This is a genomic window from uncultured Mobiluncus sp. (assembly GCF_947087965.1).
GTDB lineage: Bacteria > Actinomycetota > Actinomycetes > Actinomycetales > Actinomycetaceae > Mobiluncus.
In genome coordinates this window covers 172,646-193,524 of the sequence record NZ_CAMUES010000001.1, presented here as the reverse complement: position 1 = coordinate 193,524, position 20,879 = coordinate 172,646, and the positions used below count along the sequence as shown (strand labels likewise).

Below are 20,879 nucleotides of genomic sequence, written 5' to 3'. Positions count from 1 at the left end.
GTCTCACGGCTGGTTTAGGAATTTGCTCAGTCTTGTTCTGGCTGACAATCGCAGTCTCGCCGCGCCCGCGTGGTTTGTTGTCGAGCGAGCAGTTCCGCCGCGCTCCTCGGGTAATCAACCCCGGTGAGAGTCAATCCCAGGGCGGGAGCGACCGGAATTTCTGGGATACGCGCTTTGGCGGCCAACGCTCCTGCTAGCCAGGCTGTGTCCCGTTTAGCACGTCCTACTTCAGTCAACGCGCCCACCAGGGAGCGCACCATAGAGTGACAAAAGGCATCAGCGCACACCCGGATTTCTATGATTCCCGGTTCGATTCGTAGTGTCTCTAACTGTTGCAAGTTTCGGATTGTGGTGGCGCCCTCGCGCGGTTTGCAGAAAGCCGCGAAGTCGTGTTCCCCCAACAGTACTTTGGCGCTCGCATTCATAGCAGCCGGATCCAGCGAGGTTGGATACCACCAACAGCAGTTGCGGGTTAACGGGTTGCGCGCTGACACGTCATCAACAATGCGGTACACGTAATGGCGTGCCAGAGCCGAAAACCTCGCATCGAAGCTTTCCGGCACCACTCTCGCCGCGGTCACCACCAACGCATCCACGGCACCCTGGGGATACGCAGATGGTGCATCCTCCACCGGGCTGGCCAGATTTCCGCTCAACACCGCTCGCAGTACCGCCCCCAGCCGCAACACTAACGTTTCGGGGGAAACTGTGCGGTTTGCCGAATCCGGCACGGTGAAATGGGCCACTTGCCCGGTGGCATGAACCCCGGCATCGGTGCGTCCCGCCACCGTAAGCTCCACAGGTTGTCGAAAGATCACCGCCAGAGCGGATTGGAGGGCGCCCTGCACCGTAGGCAGTCCGGGCTGGACGGCCCAACCGTGGAACGGCGTCCCATCATAGCGAATATCCAGGCGTGTGCGCATTACTTCCCCCTGAACCCCGCGACGCAGCCCGGTGGCGGTGTCATGCGGGCTAAATCTGCTTTCACTCTAGGGTTGCTGGACATACTATCCATCATCCCTGTTTCGTGGCGAATTTGTGGAGCATCTGATAAAAAACCGGAGGGCTGGGTCCTGTGAACCCAGCCCTGCGGAAAAATGAGTCGGCTTATTCGGCCTTTTCTTCGGGAGTTTCCTCCGCCTTAGCTTCAGCCTTTTCCTCTACAGGAGTTTCGGGCTTTTCCTCAGCAGCATCTTTCGCTTCAGATTCTGCCTTGGTTTCTTCCGGCTTAGCAGCAGCCTTCTTCGGTGTGGCCGGCTTGGCCTTCTTCTTCTTTTCGACGCCTTCAAGCACCAAAGAGATTTCCGCCAGAGGAGCATTGTCGCCCTTGCGGTATCCCATCTTTACGATGCGGGTGCAGCCGCCCTCACGGTCTTTATCAATGGCCGGAGCGATTTCCTCGAACAACTTGGCAACCACGGCCTTGTTGCGCAGCTTCGACAGCACCTGACGGCGAGCGTGCAAATCACCGCGGCGAGCCTTGGTAATGAGCTTCTCAGCCAGCGGCTGAACACGCTTGGCACGAGCTTCAGTGGTCGTTACAGCTTCATTTTCAAACAGGGCGCAAGCCAGATTCGCGAGCATAATCCGCTCATGAGACGGGCTACCACCCAAACGGGGGCCTTTCGTGGGCTTAGGCATAATTCTTGATTCTCCTTAAATCTTGTCTCAAAAGTTAGTTTTCATCACTGAACTGGGGCATGTCCGCGCTTTCGACAGCAGGCATCGGGGTGTCTTTCAAAGACATCCCCATCCCAGCCAGTTTCTCCTTGATTTCATCAATGGATTTCTGACCAAAGTTGCGGATATCCAGCAAATCTGCCTGGGACCGAGCTACCAGGTCGCCTACCGTGTTAATGCCTTCACGAGTCAGGCAGTTCAACGCCCGGGAGGTTAGGTCCAAGTCCTCAACAGACATAGCCAAATCTTCAGCCAGAGCTGCATCGTTACCGGACGGCCCCAATTCGATACCTTCGGCATCGTGGTTCAAGTCGCGAGCCAGCCCGAACAGCTCCACCAGGGTCTTGCCCGCAGAAGCCATCGCGTCACGCGGAAGAATGGCTTTCTTGGTTTCCACATCGACGACCAAACGATCGAAGTCAGTGCGCTGTTCCACACGAGTGGCCTCCACACGGTAGGACACCTTAAGAACTGGAGAATAGATGGAATCCACGGGAATGCGAGAAATCTCGGCTTCCGGGTCCTTGTTCTGAGACGCGGAAACGTAGCCGCGGCCGCGTTCCACAGTCAGTTCGATTTCCAGCTTGCCATCTTTGTTCAACGTGGCAATGTGCTGTTCCGGGTTGTGAATCACCACGCCAGCCGGAGGCATAATGTCACCCACGGTGACCTCGCCCTCCCCGGTCTTGCGCAGATACATGACCACGGGCTCATCATTGTCCGAGGACAAGACGATTTCTTTGATGTTCAAAACAATCTGAGTCACGTCCTCTTTCACACCCGGCAGGGTCGTGAATTCGTGCAAAGCCCCCTCAATCTTGATGGAGGTCACTGCCGAACCCGGAATCGAGGACAGCAGGGTGCGACGCAGGGAATTTCCCAGAGTGTACCCGAAACCCGGTTCCAAAGGCTCTATCGTAAAACGAGAGCGCTGGTCATTGATAACTTCTTCAGTCAGCTTCGGTTGCGCTTGAATAAGCACTGTTGATTTCCTTTCCGGCATCCGCCACCACACCGGTTCAGGCTCCAAATCCTTGGCGAAGGGATTTGAGTAATTTTAGGTTGTAAGTAATTTTCCAGAACCGCTTGAGCTGCCGTTTGTCCCTGGTGAGGTCCACCAGCGGCTAACCGGCCCGGACAAGCGCAATCAGACGCGGCGACGCTTCGGAGGGCGGCAGCCGTTGTGAGCCTGCGGAGTCACATCCTGGATGGAACCAACTTCCAGACCGGTAGCAGTCAGAGTACGAATCGCGGTTTCACGACCAGAACCCGGACCCTTGACGAAAACGTCAACCTTTTTCAGACCAAATTCCTGCGCGCGACGAGCCGCGGCTTCGGCAGCCAACTGCGCTGCGAACGGCGTCGACTTACGCGAGCCCTTGAAACCGACCTGACCGGAGGACGACCAAGCAATAACAGCACCGGACGGATCCGTGATGGACACGATGGTGTTGTTGAAAGTGGATTTGATATAAGCATTGCCTTCGGTAACGTTCTTACGTTCCTTGCGGCGCGATTTAGTGGCTTGAGGCTTACCTGCCATGATTTATCCCCCTTACTTCGCTTTCTTCTTACCGGCAACGGTGCGCTTGGGTCCCTTGCGGGAACGCGCATTAGTCTTGGTGCGCTGGCCATGAACCGGCAAGCCTGCGCGGTGACGACGCCCTTGATAACAGTTGATTTCAATCTTGCGGCGAATATCCGCGGCAACTTCACGGCGTAAATCACCCTCGACCTTGTAGTTGGCCTGAATGAAATCACGCAATGCAATCAATTCGTCTTCAGTAAGGTCCTTGACGCGCGTGTCCGGACTCACACCGGTCGCTTCCAAGGTTTCCTTCGCGCGGGTACGTCCAATCCCGTAAATATATGTTAAAGCGATTTCCATGCGCTTTTCGCGCGGCAAATCCACACCTACCAGGCGTGCCATGTATTTCTCCTGTTTTCTTATTCAGAGGCCGTCACCCTGCCTCCCACACTGTCAATAGTGCGGCCTCGGCCCCTGATACCGAGGGTTACGGCTCACGCAACACCTGAAACTTCAGGTGGAACGATAGACCGCTGGCGGGTGCTTGACCCAAATCGGGTCATGCGTCGAGAGCGACGCGCCGGGACTTAGCCCTGACGCTGCTTGTGACGCGGGTTTTCGCAAATCACCATCACGCGACCGTGCCGGCGAATCACCTTGCACTTGTCACAGATGGGTTTAACGCTGGGGTTAACCTTCATCATTTCCTCCGAGTTAGGCCATTTTACTTGTAGCGATACACTATACGGCCTCGAGTGAGGTCGTAAGGACTCAACTCGACTACCACGCGATCCTCAGGCAGGATACGGATGTAATGCTGGCGCATCTTTCCTGAGATATGCGCCAAAACTACATGCTCATTGGCCAGTTGCACCCGGAACATCGCATTAGGCAAGGCCTCAACTACCGTACCTTCGACTTCGATGACTCCGTCTTTTTTCCCCATAGGGCTAACCAATCCTCCGCAAAATGTCTTTTGGATCTTTAGAATCCGTCCTCAGGCAGGAACCCCCACCATTAGACAGTCCAAAAGTCGATTCTAAACCTTTTATCCGCAAAACACCAAATCAGAAACTCCCCGCCGAGATGGCCGAAACTGAGCCCAGACGAGCGAAAACTTGAGAATTGTCCCGGTGGACTACTTGAGCCCTTGACGGCGCAACCGCTGCCGAGTAGTTTCCAAGTTACCTGCCAAAGCTGCGGTTCGCAACCGTGCCGCCCGCGCCTGACGCTGCGGGTCACGAGCATTAATCATGGAGGTACCAATTTGCCAGCCGGCATAAATCAGCAGCAGCTGGGCCACAAAAATCAGCACGAATGAGACTGCCGGAGGCGGAAGCAACGGGAACAGGAGCCCGAAGAAAGGAACCTTGTAACGAAATTCACCGCGAACCATATCCAGAGTGACTGTTTCGTCACTGGCCTCCGCCTGGGGATTGTCAGACTTGACGCCGAACTGCATCTCGTCGCCGGAACCCATGACTTCGCTGACTCGCGCAATCTCGTATTTCACCGCTTCGGTCGGCTGATAAGCAATAATGTCACCCGGATTGAGCTGTTGGGCTCCCTGCTGGCGCAGCTTTTGGAACAGCAACAAATCCGATTGGGAGAAAGTCGGATTCATAGAATCGTCAGGTATGGTCGTGGCGACGTAGCCTTGAGTGCGAGGAATCACGGTGGTCATGATGAAAGCCACGCCCACCAGGATGAGGATGACCCAGCCAATCATGAAAAAGATTGCATTACGCAAAGGGTGCTGAGACTGTTTGTTCAGCAACGAAACAATGCGGTTGGCCTGCGTGGTCATGTCTGGGCTCCACCTCCCTGAGCTTAGTGCTATTTTACCCGTTATTGGCTACTGCTTGCGGTTCTTCGACGTTACTTCTTTGACATCTTGGAGAAAAGTCGGGAAAAGAATCCCTGTTTGACTGGCTCGACCTCGGCTTCGGCATCTTCGTAACCAGCGGCGAACAGCTCTTCGTCAGCGCCTGGCACGCCCTCTGCGCTTTCGGTCGGATCCCATTCGGAGTATCCCTCCTGCATAGCTTCTGGAATGTCGCCTTGCACCTGGGGAATCTCGAAGGACAGTTCTTCTTCATCGCCTTCCGCTTCCGCCTGATTGGCTTGGGCCAGCATTTCCTCGGCGTTTTCACCCAGGTAAGGCAGGTCAGCAGCGGCCGGCTCGGTCCCTTCGTTTTCCTCAGCGGTGTCCCCCTCGGGCATCTCGTCTGACATGGAGACTGACAGTTCGGCCGGAACTTCGGACTCTGAATCGGCAAAATCTCCCAGGTCGATCTCTTCCTGATTAGCCCAATCTGAATCTGGGGAAGCGTCCGGCTCCTCCATCCCAATGGCCTCGCTGCCGGGCAAAGCCGTTTCCTGCGAAGCTTGGGCGTCCCCGGACAGTTCGGCGGGAATTTCGTCCGCGAGTTCAGCTGTCTCTGCCAGCCCGGCATCAGCGGATTCTTCCACCTGCTCATCAAGACCAGATTCTTCCGGCATCTCAATCTCAGCCGACTCGAGATTGAGTTCCAAATCGTCCAACTCGCCCAAATCCAAATCCACCAAGTCAACATCTGTTTCGGCGAAGGTTTCTTCCGTCTCTGCTGCCGGATTCAGCATCTCCGGGAGTTCCTCGGGAATCTCTGTCTCAGGAATCTCAGCCGGTTCCGTTTCCTCAACCGGGGTTTCCTCCGTAAGTTCAGAGCTGACCGCATCAACCGGTTCCTCGGAAGCGGAATCTTGCAGGGTCAGTTCCGTCTCGATTTGGGGCTCATTGATTTCCGTTTCCTCCAGCAGTACGGCAGCCGGCAGTTCCTCGGCGACTTTCGCGTCCTCGGGCAGAGCGGTTTGTTCAGGAATGGCCTCAGGTTCAATTTCAGAAGCCACCTCAGCCGGTACTTCATCTGGCGTGACCGCGGGCTGGTCGGGCTCTAACGGGAGGACTTCCTCAGATTCCTCGGGGTTGACAGCCCAATGCGCCATCTCGCCTTCCACGTCACCTACGTAAAGTTCGTCATCGTTGCCCTCGGATTCCAACACGTCATCGTCGTAGACCCGCTGCCCCACCAAATCCTCTGCAGCGGAGATTTCCTCCGCGAGAGTCTGTTCGGACAATTCATCGTCCTCTGGCTGAACGGGAAGCTCTTCAGGCAGTGCCTCGGGCAATTCCTCGGAAAGATCGTCGGGCAATTGTTCCAGCAGGTCCTCAGGCTGATGTTCAGATAATTCTGCAGGTAATTCCTCAGGTAGCTGTTCAGGCAATTCCTCAGAAAGCTCAATTTCTTCAGCATCAGTGGCCGCGTGTTCTTCGGGCTCAGACCAAGACTCGGCTTGGTCCGGTGCGCCTTCCGGCGCCTCACTATCAGGCAGTTCTTGGTCAAGAGTGGGTGCAACCTTTTCCGAGGTAGATTCGCCTGCCGCCATCGGCTCTCCGGACGGCGATAAGGTTTCTTCCGGTACCTCAGTTTCAGCAACTGCATTCTCAGGTGCGTGAGCCAGAGGTACTCCGACCTCTGGAGCTAAAGGTTCTGCCGTGTCTGCCGGGGTTGCAGCTGTTTCTGAACAGGCCGTTTCACTGGAGTGCCAGTCGACTCCACGGTCAGAAGTTTCTACCGGCAAGGTTTCAGGTTCGGGTTCGGCTGGCATCTCAGGAGTTGGAGCCGTGACAGAAGACGCCCGTGCGGCTGCAATGATACTCAGACCGGGAATCTCTGCTGCAGCCGGATCATTAGCCAGCGGTAGTGGCCGCCGAGATCCCGTTTCGAGAGCTTCGATGGCACAATCCGCAATGGCTTTCCAGTCAAAACCGGCCTTGGCGAGCTCGGAGGTTTCGACCTCGGGCAAGGGCGTGTTAGGAATGCTATGGTCACTGCGGGCGGAACGCACATGGCTGGCTAGTTCATCCAACAGTTCCGGCACACTGGGCAGCTGGGACGGCAAGGAAACCCCGTTCGTGTAGATGTAACCAGGGTTGTGTTTGCGTACCTTGGCCCGCAAGCGTTCCACGTCCTCACGACCTTGAGCCGTCAACGTAGGGGGACGGTACCCATCATCTTCGGGCATAAACGAGGAAAACCTTTGGGCTCCCATGTTGAAACGAGAGGGGGTTGCGGGGTTGCTGCTTTCAGCCACGTTGTATTCTCCTTGCCATTCACAGTGCCGGACGGCACAGCTCTAATTATTCTATATTAGGCACCCCTAGTGAAACCTAAATCTAACCGCAATACTTGCCAATTAAAGAGGTATTTTGCCCAAGATGACCGTAATTCAACACTGACGAAAAGTAAACCTGGGAAAACCTCAACCGCGGGGCGCGATGGCCCGCGGTGAAAGCCCGAAGGGAGCCAACCCGGCTCTTCCTCCATCTGGAGCTGTCAAAACCCACACTCCTCCGGGCAGAACCGCAACGGTGTGCTCAAAGTGAGCCGCCCTGGACCCGTCCACGGTAACTGCGGTCCAACCATCGGATAGCTCCTTGGTTACGGAGCCGCCACGGGTCAACATGGGCTCTATGGCCAACACCATCCCTGGTTTTATCTTTGGACCGCGAGAACGGGTGGAATAGTTCAACACATCCGGAGCCTGATGCATGGCGGTGCCGATACCGTGACCCACGTACTCCTCCACGATGCCGGCCTCCCAGCCGTAACGGAGCGTATCCTCCGCTACAACTTTCTCAACAGCATCGCCGATTTCACCCAGATACTTGGCGTTAGCCAGGGCGGCTATCGCTGACCACAGGGATCGTTCGGTTGTGGAGAGCAGCTGCAAATCGTCAGGACGAGCATGTGATTCACCACCGCAAATCATCGAAAATGCGGCATCACCGTGCCACTGGCGAGAGGCGTTGTCCACAATATAGGCACCACAGTCAAAGCTCACTAAGTCGCCAAACTGCAATACCCGATTGCCCGGAATCCCGTGGACAACTTCCTCGTTAATCGAGACGCAAACGGTGGCGGGAAAACCGTCATAACCCAAGAAGTTGGATTTCGCACCCATACGTTTGATGACAGCGGCGCTAATCTGATCCAGTTCCCCGGTAGTGATGCCCGGTTCACAAGCCTCACGAAGAGCCTGGTGAATCGCAACTACCACCATTCCGGCGCGGCGCATTTTCAAAATTTGATTGGTGGATTTAATCTCAATGCGCCGGTCTTGGACTGACACCGAGCTAATTCCCTTCGATTTCTTCCATCACCGCAAGCAAACGCTGGGCAATTTCAGAAATGGTGCCCTCCCCATCAACCTTGCGCAACACGCCTTCCTGCTCATAAAAGTCCAGCAGGGGCTGCGTAGCTTCAAAGAATACCTCTAGACGGTGGTCGATGACTTCGGGGGTGTCGTCGGTACGGCCTTCAATTTCGGCACGCTTCAACAGCCGCCGTTTTACCTCGGCAGCACTGACATCCAGGTAAATCGCCGCATCCACCCGTTCGTTGGTCTCAGCCAAGACGGCTTTGAGAACCTTAGCCTGGGGAATCGATCGGGGATAGCCGTCCAGCAGAAAGCCGGCGGTGGCATCAGTCTGGCTGATACGCTCACAGACAATCCGGTCAGTAACCGAATCGGGAACGAACTCACCTTTGTCGATATAGGACTCAATGAGCTTGCCCAGTTCAGTCTTTTCCGCCTTATGCTTACGGAAAATATCCCCGGTAGAAATCCAAGGGATGTGAAAATGTGCTGCAATCTCTTTGGCGTGGGTCCCTTTACCCGCGCCGGGAGGGCCCATAATCACCAAATTTGTTGTCATGCCATAAATCCTTCGTAGTGGTGCTGATGTAGTTGAGCGTTGATGTCCTTCACCGTTTGCAGGCCAACGCCAACGATAATCAGAATTGTAGTACCACCGAAGGGCAATTGGGGCACGTTCATCGCGACCATCGCAATCTGGGGAATCAGAGCCACGATAGTCAAATAAACCGCACCGGCCGTAGTGATTCGGGTCATCACGTAGTGCAGGTAGTCAGCCGTGGGACGCCCCGCGCGCAGACCAGGGACGAAGCCTCCGTACTTCTTCATGTTGTCCGCGACTTCCTCGGGATTGAAAGTAATCGAGGTATAAAAGAACGCGAACGCAAAGGTCAGCAAGCCGTAAACGACCAGGTAGAACCAGGAGCTAGAACGGAAGTTCATGCTAATCCATTGAATCCACTTGGCATTTTGGTCACCGAACTGAGCCAGCATCATCGGCAGGGACAGAATCGAGGAAGCAAAGATGACCGGGATAACGCCGGACATGTTGATTTTTAGCGGAATGTATGTGGTGGTGCCGCCGTACATCCGACGTCCCACCATGCGCTTGGCGTACTGCACGGGGATGCGACGCATGGACTGTTCCACATAGACCACAGCCAGGGTCACCAACAGAATCAGGGCAATAATCGCCAAGAACTTTTGGATACCACCGTTACCGCCAGCAATAGCGAACAGCTTCCGCGGCAAGTTGGCGATGATAGAGGTGAAAATCAGGATGGACATACCGTTGCCGACACCTTTTTCGGTAATCAGCTCACCCATCCACATAATCAAGCCGGTAGCAGCCGTCATCACCAGAATCTGGAGAACGAAAATCCAGGCGGAATCCGAGGGAATAATCTTTTGATTCGAGGCCCGACCGAACAGCGTGCCGGTACGCGCCGCGGTGATGATGGAAGTTGATTGCAACACGCCCAGGGCAATAGTCAGGTAACGCGTGTACTGGGTCAACTTCGCTTGTCCGGTCTGACCTTCCTTGTGCAGGTCCTCAAAACGAGGAATGACTACGCGCAGCAACTGGATAATAATCGAAGCCGTAATGTAAGGCATGATGCCCAAAGCAAAAACAGAGAGCTGCAGCAAAGCGCCACCGGAGAACATGTTCACCAGGTCGAGTAGCGACCCGTTGTTCTGAACATCAGAGATGACCGCCTTTAACGCGGCATAGTCAACACCCGGCAGGGGGATAAACGAACCCCAGCGGAACAGAGCCATGATAAAGAAGGTGAACAACAGCTTCTTACGGAGATCAGGCGTTTTGAAAGCCTGAATAAAAGCGGTAAACAAGTGTCCTCCAAAGTTTTTCGGCACGTCAGTGAGCACAGCTCACTTCCTAGCTAAACATGATACCGGTTCGACAGAGATTGGTGGAAACGGCGGGGTACCGTTTCCGTACCCCGCCGTAATCCTCAGCGAACACGTGCGGTCAAAGACCCGCCTTGAGCCTCGACCTTAGTCTTAGCGGAGCTGGACCAAGCATCTACAGTCAAGTCAAACTTAGCTGTCGCTTCACCGGTTCCCAGCACCTTGACCAGGGAATTCTTACGAACCAGACCCTTGTCAACCAAGTCGTCAACCGTCAAAGTGCCGCCCTTGGGGAACACTTCGGAGAGGCGATCCAGGTTCACTACCTGGTACTCGACATGGAAGGGGTTCTTAAAGCCGCGCAACTTAGGCAGACGCATATGCATCGGCATCTGGCCACCCTCGAAGCCCAGAGGCACTTGGTAACGTGCCTTGGTACCCTTGGTGCCGCGACCCGAAGTCTTACCCTTCGAACCTTCACCGCGGCCAACACGAGTCTTGGCCTTGTTAGAGCCCGGAGCCGGACGCAAATCGTGCAGGTAAGTCACCTTAACGTCATCGCTGGCAGCTGCCTTTTTAGCGGTGGCTGCCGGCTTCTTGGCAGCGGCCGGAACTTTCTTTGCCGCGGGTTTTTCCGCAGCGGTCTTTTCCTCTTCGCTCTCGCTCATCAGTCGACCTCCTCCACGCTTACTAGGTGACGCACCTTCTGCACCTGGCCGCGCACGGCCGGATTATCAGGGCGAACCACAGACTGACGAATTTTCTTTAGTCCCAGGGAAGCCACAGTCGCCCGCTGATCTCGCGAGGAACCAATCGTGGACTTCACCTGAGTGATTTTCAGGTTCTTAGCCATTACGCACTCACTCCTTCGGCAGCCAATTCAGCCTCGGCTTTAACCGCTTCGGCGCGCACCTGAGCTTCGCCTTCGGCGCGAGCCCGCAACATACCGGCAGGAGCCACTCGTTCCAGCGGCAAACCGCGGCGAGCCGCTACGGCCTCCGGCTGCTCCAGCTGCTTCAGAGCAGCCACAGCACCACGCACGATATTCAGCGCGTTGTCAGAGCCCAAAGACTTGGACAAAACGTCGCGGATTCCGGCGCATTCCATAACCGCACGCACCGGGCCACCGGCGATTACACCGGTACCGGGGGAAGCGGGCTTGAGCAGCACTACGCCCGCAGCATCCTCACCGAGAACCTCGTGGACGATAGTGTGGCGAATCATCGGAACATGGAACATGGACTTCTTAGCCTCTTCCACGCCCTTAGCAATCGCTGCCGGAACTTCCTTAGCTTTGCCGTAACCAACACCGACGGTACCTTCCCCGTCGCCAACCACGACCAGAGCGCAGAAGGACATGTTACGGCCGCCCTTCACCACCTTGGACACACGGTTGATGGTCACCACGCGTTCAATGTATTTGTCATCAGCGCTGCCACCACGACGATTGTCACGGCGGTCATCGCGTTCACGGCGATTTCCGCGGCGCTCCCGGCGACCGCCACGATCCTGGGCGTCATTAGCACCAAGGTCCGTGGTCTGGTCCACAGAGTCTGCGGTCTCGCCTGTAATCTGCTGTTCTTGTTCAGCCATTTTCTCAACTTTCCTTACAGACTCAGTCCGCCCTCGCGGGCACCTTCAGCCACGGCCGCAACGCGACCGTGATACATATTTCCACCGCGATCAAACACACACTGGGTAATCCCAGCGGCTTTGGCACGCTGTGCAATCAACTTGCCAACTTCGGTAGCCTTGGCCACCTTGTTGTCCTTAGCACCACGCAAAGCGTCCTCCATGGTGGAAGCGCTCACAATAGTCTTGTGCTCGTAGTCGTTGACAAGCTGGGCGATCATGTGCCGGTTAGAACGGGTCACGACCAAACGCGGCTTTTCCGCAGATCCAAACATGTTCTTGCGGACCCGCTGGTGGCGACGCAGACGCGACAGCCGCTTGCCTTTACCCTTTACAGAATAAGCCATGATTACTTACCTGCCTTTCCAACCTTGCGGCGAACATTTTCACCCAGATAACGCACACCTTTACCCTTGTAAGGCTCCGGCGGACGAATCTTGCGCAGATTCGAGGCGACCTCGCCGACCAGTTCCTTCGAGATACCCTCGACGGTGACCCGGTTGCCTTCCACCTTGAACGTGATGCCCTCGGGAGGCTCCACGTTGACGGGGTGCGAAAAACCGAGTTGGAACTCCAGGCCAGCGCCTTTTTGGTTGACACGGTAACCAGTGCCCTGAATCTCCAGGACCTTGGAATATCCGTTGGTGACACCCTCAACCATGTTGGCGATGAGGGTACGAGTCAAACCGTGCAGAGAACGGGATTCGCGTTCATCATCAGGACGGCTCACGACCACGGTCGACCCATCAACCTTTGCGGTAATCGGGCTGGCCACGGACATGGTCAAGGTACCCTTGGGACCCTTGACGGAAACGTCTTGTCCATTGATATTTACTTCCACACCGGCGGGAATTTCCACCGGAATCTTACCGATACGCGACATGTCAGCCTCCTTTACCAGATGTAGGCGATGACTTCTCCGCCTACACCCTTGTCGGCTGCCTCGCGGTCAGTGAGCATACCGGACGAGGACGAGATAATCGCCACGCCCAGGCCGCCCAGGACCTTCGGCAGTTTGGTGGACTTTGCATACACCCGCAAACCGGGCTTGGAGACGCGTTTCACACCGGAAATCGCGCGTTCACGTTTGGCGCCGTACTTTAGGTTAAGCGTCAAAGTTTTGCCGACTCGCGCTTCCTCGACTTCGTAGTCTTTGATGTAACCCTCAGTCTGAAGAATGTTCGCGATTGCGGCCTTCATTTTCGAGTACGGCATAGATACCGACTCGTGGTACGCCGAGCTGGCGTTGCGCAGACGTGTCAGCATGTCTGCTATGGGATCAGTCATTGTCATTGGGCTTGGGCCCTTTCTGAGGCGGTTTCGTAATCGACCTGCCCCCTAATGTGTTTACCAGGAAGACTTCTTAACGCCGGGGAGCTCGCCATTATGGGCCATCTCACGCAGGCAGATACGGCACAAGCCAAACTTGCGATACACCGAATGAGGGCGACCACAGCGCTGGCACCGAGTGTAGGCACGCACCGCAAATTTGGGTTTGCGCGCAGCCTTGTTCTTCAAAGCGGTTTTAGCCATTCTTAATCCTCCTTGAACGGGAAACCGAGGTACTTCAGCAGTGCCCGGCCTTCGTCATCAGTAGCAGCGGTGGTTACGACCGTGATGTCCATCCCCCGAACATGGTCGATGGAGTCCTGGTCAATCTCATGGAACACGGATTGCTCGGTCAAGCCGAAAGTGTAATTTCCATGACCGTCGAACTGCTTGGAGCTCAAACCACGGAAGTCGCGGATACGCGGCAAAGCCGTGGAAAGCAAACGATCGAGGAACTCCCACATGCGGTCACCGCGCAGGGTGACGTGAGCCCCAATCGGGGAACCTTCACGCAACTTGAACTGAGCGATGGACTTGCGAGCCTTGTCAACCACGGGCTTCTGGCCGGTGATGGTGGACAGGTCAGAGATAGCGCCTTCCATGAGCTTGTGGTCGTGCGCGGCGGCACCCACACCCATGTTCACGACAATCTTTTCCAAACCGCCAACCTGGTTAACGTTCTGGTGCTTGAATTCCTTGAGCAGCTGACCCTTGATTTCTTCGCGGTACTTGGTCTTAAGCCGCGGGGTGTATGTTTCCTCTGCCATTACAGATCCTTCCCGGTAGCTTTGGACACGCGAATCCGAACGGTCTTTTCTTTACCATCGCGATCCACGACCTCTTCGCGCATCCCCACCCGGGTACCCGCAATCTTTTTGGTCGTGTTGCCCAGTTTGGCCTTGGCCGCCGCAGGCTCGTAGTACATCACGTTGGAAATATGAATGGAGGCCTCTTTCGTTTCGATGCCGCCAGTCGGCCCCTGATGGGTCCGCCCCGCCTTGTTGTGGTGCTTCATCATCATGACGCCCTCGACCACCACGCGTTCACGCTTCCGGTCGATTTGCAGAATCCGGCCATGCTTGCCTTTGTCGCGGCCAGTTATGACCACGACTTCGTCGCCAACCTTCAACTTTGCTGCCATCAGATCACCTCCGGGGCGAGTGAAATAATGCGCATGAACTTCTTTTCGCGAAGTTCACGCCCGACGGGCCCGAAAATACGGGTGCCGCGCGGCTCCTCATCGTTCTTGAGGATGACAGCGGCGTTCTCGTCGAAACGAATGTAGGAACCGTCCTTGCGGCGGGTCTCCTTTTTAGTGCGGACTACGACAGCCTTAACGACTTCACCCTTTTTCACGTTGCCGCCAGGGATAGCATCCTTGACGGTCGCGACAATGGTGTCGCCGATGCCGGCGTAGCGTCGCTTCGAGCCGCCCATCACACGGATGCAAAGGATTTCCTTAGCCCCCGTGTTGTCGGCGACCTTCAGTCGCGACTCCTGCTGAATCATCTTTTCTCCTTCGTCTGGCCGGTTCTCAATAGAGCCTTGCCGAACCTATCTTGCGTTGCAAGGGCGCACAAATCCCACCTCAAACGGGCGGAATTGAAACCCCTGGCTGACACAGACACATTTGTGAGAGGTCTCAGCCAAAAGCAACCCTCCAAGTCTAGTATTTATTGGCGGGGGTGGCAAACCGCAGCCAAACCGCCATTCATCCCGTTGCGAAAACCGCTAAGCTGAGAATGTGTTTGATGATTTATTACAAGGTAATGCTCAATACGTCAAAAAATTTCCCTACCGTGGGCTGCCCGGTGCTCCCGCGCATGGGTTGCTGATTGTGACTTGTATGGATTCCCGTCTCGATCCTCTCGAAATATTTGGGCTAAATGTTGGACAAGCCAAGGTTCTGCGCACTCCCGGTGGATTCTTGAAGCCCAGCACGTTGGCTGGTGCCATCGCGGCGGTTCATAAACTCAATGTGGACCGAATTATGGTGCTGGAACACACCAATTGCACCATGGCTTCCACTGACGAAGCGGGATTACGGGCCATTATTGCCAAACAAGCTGGACAACCCGTTGGAGATTTGGTTTTTGGCGCAGACCCGAACCAGGACCAACATTTGCGTGATGACGTGGAGACTCTGCGAAACCACGCCCTGATTAAAGGGTTTGCCGAAGTGGGCGGGTTTATGTATGACGTAGAGACCGGACAAGTCACCCAGGTGTGTTGAATACATGATGGTTTAGCAGATATCGCTTAAGGCAATACACACATTCAGCAGACCACGCGTGCAACATCCAATCTGCACCCATTTTTACTCACCAAGCTGAATTTAACCGATTTTTGGTTCAGCGCCAAAGGTTCGAGCATTCCAACCGCGAATTAGTCTTTTGGTAATAACAGAAGCTGTACCCCGTGTTTGGTGTCTATACGCTGCACCGTTACACGGTACACATCTTCAAGGACTTCAGGGATGAGTACATCCTCCGGCTTACCCAGGGCGACTATTTTACCTTTATCCAATACAGCAATTAACTCGCAATAAATCGCGGCTAGATTTAAATCGTGTAGAACTACTATTGCTGAAAGATTACGTTTCTTGACGATTTTTAAAATTTGATGCTGAAAGAAAATATCCAGATGGTTGGTCGGCTCGTCAAGCAGCATAGTTGAGGTAGATTGGCATAGAGCTCTCGCTAACTTGGCTCTTTGGTGTTCTCCTCCAGAAACACGAGTTATTGGAATGTCTGCCAATTCGCGAAGACCGAGCATTTCGATGCTAGAATCTGCGATTTCAGCATCTTGAGATGAGTACCCTTCAAACGCATTGTGGTACGTGGCTCTTCCCAGCTCAACGTATTCTCTAACGGTTAGAGGAAGAGATGCGGACTCTGACTGTACCACCACTGAAAGAAGCTTCGATAGTTGTCTGGTACCGATTTGATTTAAATCAGTACCATTAAAATTTATAGTACCTTTCTGTGGGATAAGCGACTTGTACAGGCATTTTATGAGAGTCGATTTACCCGAACCGTTTGGACCGATAATTCCAAGCGTAATCCCCGCAGGGACCGTTAGTGACAAATCATCAAGCAGCGGTCTGCCACTAACGGCCCCTGGGTACGAGAACGTTACATTACTGCAATCGTAGATGTTCACTTGATCTTGTTGAGACTCTCGGCTAGTTTAAGAATTCCGGTGGCGATTTCGGGCGAGGGCCAGGTTTCGCGATTCGCAATGCCAATAATATTGTCATTCTTTACTGCAGTTAGGGTATCAGCTCCCGGCTCTTTGAGAAGTCTCGCTTTGTCCGCTTCAAAGGTTGAGCCAGTCCTGCCGTATTTTATAATGATGACATCTGGATTAGCCTGCAGCACAGCCTCCCAACTAACTTCTTCCAGGTAGGCCTCTTTATGGTCAGAGAAGATGTTCTTTAAACCTAGTTCTCTCATAATCGCACCTTCAATACCACCTTCACCTACAGACATAACCGGGTACTGCTCGGAAAAATAGAATAGAAATGCAGCTGATTTAGCATCATCCTTGATGATATTCTTAGCTTCCTTATACTTGCTGTCAAATTCCTGAACTGCCTTTTCTGACCCGTCAGGGTTATTGAATATTTTACCAAGTTCCTGAATGTCATTCTCTACATCTATTAGCTTTACTGGTGGAACATCACCTTTAACCAAATCTGGATTTTCTTCTTTGGCGTGCTGGCATAACACGCTTGGTATATACATTTGAATTCCCGCCGCTGCGAGCTTATCTGGGTCAGCTTTGCCGTATAAGTCACCGATAACTAAATCAACACCTTTTTCGATAATACTCTCTGTTGAAGGACTTGCTTCATCCCACAGTTCTGCACCATACTCGTCCGCTAACGGATTTTTTTCGCCCATCTCTCCCGAGCGCAAGACGAATTGCCCATTCTTAGCAACCTTCGCTGCAAAGATTCCAGAAGCTACCCCGATGGACATTACTTTCGTAGGCTCTTTTTCGATTGTTACCTTCCTACCGCATGACTCAACCTCTAAGGGGTAAGTAACAGAATTGGCACTCTGATTATTTTCTCCCGCCGCTGAAGATTCAGGTTTGCTTCCGTCTCCACAGGCACTAAGCGAAGCGAGCAGCGCAATAGCACCAACCAGTGCTCCTAGTTTGTTATATCTCATGGTTTTCCTTTCTGTATATCTATGAGAATTTGTACTGTTTCCTGATTAAAAGCATGAGTAACGGAGTACCTGCCAATGCTGTAATTACACCTATTGGTAATTCACGAGGGGCAAATACAACGCGTCCTACGGCGTCGGCCCATATGAGAAGAAGCGCCCCCAACGTTCCCGCAGTGGGAACGACACTGCGACTGGTAGCTCCGACAAGATGTCGCGCAATATGCGGAACGACCAAACCTACGAATCCAATAGCGCCGGAGATAGCTACCAAAGAAGCAACGCATCCCGCTATCACCGTTATGGTTACATATCGCAAGGTTTGTGGATTGAATCCTAATGCCCTGGCTGTGTCATCGCTTAGCGAAATTGCATCGAGACGTGGACCTTGTGAAACGCACATAGCAATGGTAAATAATGTGATGACAGCAGGTATAGGTAGCTGATTCCAGCTTGCTAAGGCCAATGAACCTAACATCCAGAACATTACAGCGTGAGCTGAAGCCTGAGAGCCATAGAAAAATACCACTAAATTTGTTAGCGCACTCATGAATAGACCTACGGCTATACCCGCGAACACAACTCTCTCTGCGGTTAGAACGCCACCTACAGTAGTTAACAGAAATACTGCACAAATCGAAATGAGCGCGCCTGCAAAGGCTCCTAGAGTTAACCCGAATATCCCAACTGCCCCAAACACCATTACCGTTGCAGCCCCGGTGGATGCCCCAGAGGCAATTCCAAGCAAGTAAGGATCGGCCAGAATATTTCTCACTACAGATTGGATGACCGTTCCAGAAATCGAGAGCCCAATCCCCACCAAGCCGGCCAGAACTACCCGTGGTGCTCGTATATCCCAGACGATAACCATGTCACGTTGAGGAACGCCCGCACAGTTTCCAGACAGCTTACACAATAGAACGTCGATAGTAGCTGCGGGGCTAACAGAAGCCGGGCCTACCCCTATGGCAAGAAGAGCAGAAACGATAGTCAGAGCCCCCAGAGTCGCAGTCCAAATTCTCGCACGTCTATTCAATCACTTAACTTTCTGTTAGGTTAGCCTTCCCTTAGTGGGAAGACTACCATGTCAAAATCGATTTGAAAAATTGCCCGTACCCACTGACTATCCGCAGCTCCACGAAATCTTTGCACCTGCGGCGGTTTCTGCTGTAAATAGTTAGTGCGACGAAGGGTCGCATGAGTCGGGGCTTCGCTTGCCACCAAGAGCGTTTCGCCGCGCGAAAATTACACTTAGCGGGATAATCGAGAAAATTAGGCATGAGGTAGTGGACGTAAATTCCAATGAACCTTTGTCTCCCCGGCGACCAGCCATCGTAGCTGAACAGCATTACGCTGCACGACATCGTTGCCGAAGTGTGGAAATGCTGCCGGAGAATTCATCACTGTCCCGGGAACAATTACCCGCACAACTTTTATTCCGGTTTGGGCTATATCGGGCGGGGTAAGATCCGCAACAATCGGACGAAAACCTCGTTCAGCGAGGAGCTCTATGTAACTTCCAATGCTACGAGTACGGCGAGGAACTGTATCAAGCCGTACAGAGTCACGGGATTTAATAAGATGCAAAATACTATCATGGACGCTGGGATCTAAATAGTACTGTTGCTGCGCCATAAGGTCTGTGCAGTCAGAAAAATCTGTTTTATACTCTGTCGAATACTTCCGATCATGGCGGTAGTGTCTCAGTCCGCTTCTTGGTAAAAGACCTTCGTTAATGGCTTTCCAATGCGAGCCTTCGGGATTGAGCAAGTCTATACTCCCCTCTTGGAGACTAAAAGCTTCTAGCAACGCTTTTAGCGCAGCATCTGTCTCGTTGACACGTGCAGCAAAGCCCATATTTATCGTTTGTTGTTTATGATTGACCACAGTCGCGCATACAACTGGAAAATCGAATATATTTTGTAGACGGGTGAGGAACAGTTCTTGGTAATCTGGAATTTCACCAATCTGTTCAAGCAGTTGTGGTGTTATCTCTAGAAGTGGCAGGGTTACGCCTGTAAGCCACCAGGTCATAGTTGCATGCCGTTCTATCACCTCTTCTATAGCACTGAGAATCGCGCTCTCATAGCATTCACCTGCCGCAATGCCCGCAAACGGACATTTTAGTAACGGGGCCTCTCCACCGTTGGGATACGAATACCAATTTGAGTAAGTGAGGGCTGCGGGAATCATCACCTCATCCTTGGTGTCTAAGTAATTTCCTGGTACCCAGCCTAGACGCAAATCCTCTGTAAAGGGAACAAAGGGAAAATCACTTCTACTGTATTGTTCCTCGCTAAATAGCACGATAGAATTTGGTTCGAGCACTTTAAATCCCTGCTTGCATAATTCATTGTAGGAACCATGTTTTACGGGCAAAGTATCTAAAGTATTTCCAGCATATCGTTCGCAAGCTTCACCTATAGCAGCATAGTAAGCTTGGTTCTCATCTCCAAATGATGAACCTTCGCAAGTATAAGCACAATTCCAGCCGGTAACCCGTTGTGTAAATGACATATCGGCTTGGTAAGTGATCATTTTAGATGGCAAATCCGGACGATGAGAGATTTTACGAATTCTGCGAATTACACCACATTCCTTTGAGATGAGCTGCCTGGGAGTAATGCAGGAGCGTTTAGGGTCTAATTTTGCTGACCAAGCTAATACTGTGTGCTCCTTAACAGAAGCGTCCAAACCGATTTCCAGCATGTCACCCGGTGTTAACTGTGGCAAAAGATTAAAAGCCCGGGTAATAGCATTGGGACTCAACAGTATAATCGGCCCATTCAGCGAGGGTTGCCCTAGTGCGCGGGCGATTGGTTCGCTAAGATGGGCGGCAACTCGGCGACGCACTAAATCATCCCACGAAGGTCCTACAGAAGACGATAAAACGGGTCCAATCCATAGCGTATTCTGGCGGAGAAACATGGGACACCATTGAATTCGGTAATTGCGAGCAATTTGCTCAAAATGTCCGAAAGATAGATTTTCCATCTGGGGCTCAAATCTAATTGGCACTGCATCAAAGTGGAAAGCAGCATTAATTACCTGTTCATCAGATCCAACATATGCTGCAACATCGGATGTATCTATGCTGTTTAACAGAATCTTTACGAGTGACGAATTGCCAGCCAACAGATACTTTGATTCGTCAGGCACTCCACCATCACTACCCCCTAGGCTAGCCAAGTTGAGTACTCCATACCTGCTACGCAAGGATTGGTAAAGGCGTTGGGAAGTATCAAAGAGCTCCAATAATGCTGGTGGAACAATCCCGTCATTATTCGACCAATTGTGGTAAAAAGAAAGCACTTGCAGTATCGGCAATTCGATTACATAGTTATCAGAAACCGCATCAGTAAGTAACGTATTGTTATGCGGTAACTCACGCAACTCAAAAGCGGTCTCCTTGGAAAGACCCAAATCGTTTAACAGGTTTAGTACCATTAGTTGCACCTCGACGTATG

General features: G+C 53.1%; 27 protein-coding genes. 1 reads left to right on the top strand and 26 read right to left on the bottom strand.

Annotated elements, in window-relative coordinates; all coding sequences use genetic code 11:
• Positions 1-26: 26 nt before the first annotated feature.
• The 22 genes from truA to rplN all read right to left on the bottom strand — a co-directional run bounded on the left by truA (position 27) and on the right by rplN (position 14,746).
• The gene (truA, locus tag Q0V70_RS00920; protein WP_297587308.1) at positions 27-923 is read right to left on the bottom strand and encodes a tRNA pseudouridine(38-40) synthase TruA; all 897 of its coding nucleotides are present in this window, start codon (positions 921-923) and stop codon (positions 27-29) included.
• A 184-nt stretch (positions 924-1,107) separates the two neighbouring features.
• The gene (gene rplQ, locus Q0V70_RS00915) at positions 1,108-1,641 is read right to left on the bottom strand and encodes a 50S ribosomal protein L17 (RefSeq protein WP_297587306.1); all 534 of its coding nucleotides are present in this window, start codon (positions 1,639-1,641) and stop codon (positions 1,108-1,110) included.
• 34 nt (positions 1,642-1,675) lie between these two features.
• The gene (locus Q0V70_RS00910; RefSeq protein ID WP_297587304.1) at positions 1,676-2,662 is read right to left on the bottom strand and encodes a DNA-directed RNA polymerase subunit alpha; all 987 of its coding nucleotides are present in this window, start codon (positions 2,660-2,662) and stop codon (positions 1,676-1,678) included.
• A gap of 165 nt (positions 2,663-2,827) precedes the next feature.
• Positions 2,828-3,223: a 30S ribosomal protein S11 gene (gene rpsK, locus Q0V70_RS00905; protein WP_282922074.1), complete on the bottom strand. Its 396-nt coding sequence runs from the start codon at positions 3,221-3,223 to the stop codon at positions 2,828-2,830.
• Between the two features lie 12 nt (positions 3,224-3,235).
• The gene (gene rpsM, locus Q0V70_RS00900; protein WP_282922075.1) at positions 3,236-3,610 is read right to left on the bottom strand and encodes a 30S ribosomal protein S13; all 375 of its coding nucleotides are present in this window, start codon (positions 3,608-3,610) and stop codon (positions 3,236-3,238) included.
• 185 nt (positions 3,611-3,795) lie between these two features.
• Complete coding sequence (gene rpmJ, locus Q0V70_RS00895) at positions 3,796-3,909, bottom strand: 50S ribosomal protein L36 (RefSeq protein WP_004008316.1); 114 nt, start codon at positions 3,907-3,909, stop codon at positions 3,796-3,798.
• 23 nt (positions 3,910-3,932) lie between these two features.
• Complete coding sequence (gene infA / locus Q0V70_RS00890; RefSeq protein ID WP_036324108.1) at positions 3,933-4,154, bottom strand: translation initiation factor IF-1; 222 nt, start codon at positions 4,152-4,154, stop codon at positions 3,933-3,935.
• Between the two features lie 192 nt (positions 4,155-4,346).
• The gene (locus tag Q0V70_RS00885; RefSeq protein WP_297587301.1) at positions 4,347-5,015 is read right to left on the bottom strand and encodes a S24/S26 family peptidase; all 669 of its coding nucleotides are present in this window, start codon (positions 5,013-5,015) and stop codon (positions 4,347-4,349) included.
• A gap of 71 nt (positions 5,016-5,086) precedes the next feature.
• Positions 5,087-7,342: a hypothetical protein gene (locus tag Q0V70_RS00880; RefSeq protein ID WP_297587298.1), complete on the bottom strand. Its 2,256-nt coding sequence runs from the start codon at positions 7,340-7,342 to the stop codon at positions 5,087-5,089.
• 168 nt (positions 7,343-7,510) lie between these two features.
• Complete coding sequence (gene map, locus Q0V70_RS00875) at positions 7,511-8,380, bottom strand: type I methionyl aminopeptidase (RefSeq protein WP_297587296.1); 870 nt, start codon at positions 8,378-8,380, stop codon at positions 7,511-7,513.
• 4 nt (positions 8,381-8,384) lie between these two features.
• Positions 8,385-8,966 (bottom strand): adenylate kinase, encoded by a 582-nt coding sequence (locus tag Q0V70_RS00870; RefSeq protein ID WP_297587294.1) that lies wholly within the window; start codon positions 8,964-8,966, stop codon positions 8,385-8,387.
• Positions 8,963-10,258: a preprotein translocase subunit SecY gene (secY, locus tag Q0V70_RS00865; RefSeq protein ID WP_297587783.1), complete on the bottom strand. Its 1,296-nt coding sequence runs from the start codon at positions 10,256-10,258 to the stop codon at positions 8,963-8,965. The genes Q0V70_RS00870 and secY overlap by 4 nt, the downstream gene beginning before the upstream one ends.
• Positions 10,259-10,380: 122 nt before the next feature.
• Positions 10,381-10,944: a 50S ribosomal protein L15 gene (gene rplO, locus Q0V70_RS00860; protein WP_297587291.1), complete on the bottom strand. Its 564-nt coding sequence runs from the start codon at positions 10,942-10,944 to the stop codon at positions 10,381-10,383.
• Positions 10,944-11,129 (bottom strand): 50S ribosomal protein L30, encoded by a 186-nt coding sequence (rpmD, locus tag Q0V70_RS00855; protein ID WP_297587289.1) that lies wholly within the window; start codon positions 11,127-11,129, stop codon positions 10,944-10,946. Before rpmD ends, rplO begins: the two co-directional genes overlap by 1 nt.
• On the bottom strand, positions 11,129-11,869 hold the full coding sequence (gene rpsE / locus Q0V70_RS00850; protein WP_297587286.1) for a 30S ribosomal protein S5: 741 nt from the start codon (positions 11,867-11,869) through the stop codon (positions 11,129-11,131). Before rpsE ends, rpmD begins: the two co-directional genes overlap by 1 nt.
• Before the next feature lie 14 nt (positions 11,870-11,883).
• Positions 11,884-12,255 (bottom strand): 50S ribosomal protein L18, encoded by a 372-nt coding sequence (gene rplR / locus Q0V70_RS00845; RefSeq protein WP_297587284.1) that lies wholly within the window; start codon positions 12,253-12,255, stop codon positions 11,884-11,886.
• A gap of 2 nt (positions 12,256-12,257) precedes the next feature.
• Positions 12,258-12,791: a 50S ribosomal protein L6 gene (rplF, locus tag Q0V70_RS00840; protein WP_297587282.1), complete on the bottom strand. Its 534-nt coding sequence runs from the start codon at positions 12,789-12,791 to the stop codon at positions 12,258-12,260.
• An 11-nt stretch (positions 12,792-12,802) separates the two neighbouring features.
• On the bottom strand, positions 12,803-13,201 hold the full coding sequence (gene rpsH / locus Q0V70_RS00835) for a 30S ribosomal protein S8 (RefSeq protein ID WP_004008328.1): 399 nt from the start codon (positions 13,199-13,201) through the stop codon (positions 12,803-12,805).
• 54 nt (positions 13,202-13,255) lie between these two features.
• Complete coding sequence (locus Q0V70_RS00830; protein WP_004008329.1) at positions 13,256-13,441, bottom strand: type Z 30S ribosomal protein S14; 186 nt, start codon at positions 13,439-13,441, stop codon at positions 13,256-13,258.
• A gap of 2 nt (positions 13,442-13,443) precedes the next feature.
• A complete protein-coding gene (gene rplE, locus Q0V70_RS00825; RefSeq protein WP_282922086.1) occupies positions 13,444-14,004 on the bottom strand; it encodes a 50S ribosomal protein L5 in 561 nt (186 codons plus the stop codon).
• Positions 14,004-14,378 (bottom strand): 50S ribosomal protein L24, encoded by a 375-nt coding sequence (gene rplX, locus Q0V70_RS00820; protein WP_282922087.1) that lies wholly within the window; start codon positions 14,376-14,378, stop codon positions 14,004-14,006. The genes rplE and rplX overlap by 1 nt, the downstream gene beginning before the upstream one ends.
• Positions 14,378-14,746, bottom strand: a complete 369-nt coding sequence (gene rplN, locus Q0V70_RS00815; protein WP_004008332.1) for a 50S ribosomal protein L14 — start codon at positions 14,744-14,746, stop codon at positions 14,378-14,380. The genes rplX and rplN overlap by 1 nt, the downstream gene beginning before the upstream one ends.
• 235 nt (positions 14,747-14,981) lie before the next feature.
• Between rplN and Q0V70_RS00810 the strand changes: the two genes are divergently transcribed.
• A complete protein-coding gene (locus Q0V70_RS00810) occupies positions 14,982-15,470 on the top strand; it encodes a carbonic anhydrase (RefSeq protein ID WP_297587279.1) in 489 nt (162 codons plus the stop codon).
• A gap of 152 nt (positions 15,471-15,622) precedes the next feature.
• Here the strand turns inward: Q0V70_RS00810 and Q0V70_RS00805 are convergent, their stop codons facing one another.
• The 4 genes from Q0V70_RS00805 to Q0V70_RS00790 all read right to left on the bottom strand — a co-directional run bounded on the left by Q0V70_RS00805 (position 15,623) and on the right by Q0V70_RS00790 (position 20,859).
• Positions 15,623-16,399 carry an ABC transporter ATP-binding protein gene (locus Q0V70_RS00805; RefSeq protein WP_297587276.1) on the bottom strand — a complete coding sequence of 259 codons (777 nt, stop codon included), beginning with the start codon at positions 16,397-16,399 and terminating at the stop codon, positions 15,623-15,625.
• On the bottom strand, positions 16,396-17,415 hold the full coding sequence (locus tag Q0V70_RS00800) for an ABC transporter substrate-binding protein (protein ID WP_297587274.1): 1,020 nt from the start codon (positions 17,413-17,415) through the stop codon (positions 16,396-16,398). The genes Q0V70_RS00805 and Q0V70_RS00800 overlap by 4 nt, the downstream gene beginning before the upstream one ends.
• A gap of 19 nt (positions 17,416-17,434) precedes the next feature.
• On the bottom strand, positions 17,435-18,448 hold the full coding sequence (locus tag Q0V70_RS00795) for an iron ABC transporter permease (RefSeq protein ID WP_297587272.1): 1,014 nt from the start codon (positions 18,446-18,448) through the stop codon (positions 17,435-17,437).
• 236 nt (positions 18,449-18,684) lie between these two features.
• A complete protein-coding gene (locus tag Q0V70_RS00790) occupies positions 18,685-20,859 on the bottom strand; it encodes a YcaO-like family protein (RefSeq protein ID WP_297587270.1) in 2,175 nt (724 codons plus the stop codon).
• Between the last annotated feature and the right edge of the window lie 20 nt (positions 20,860-20,879).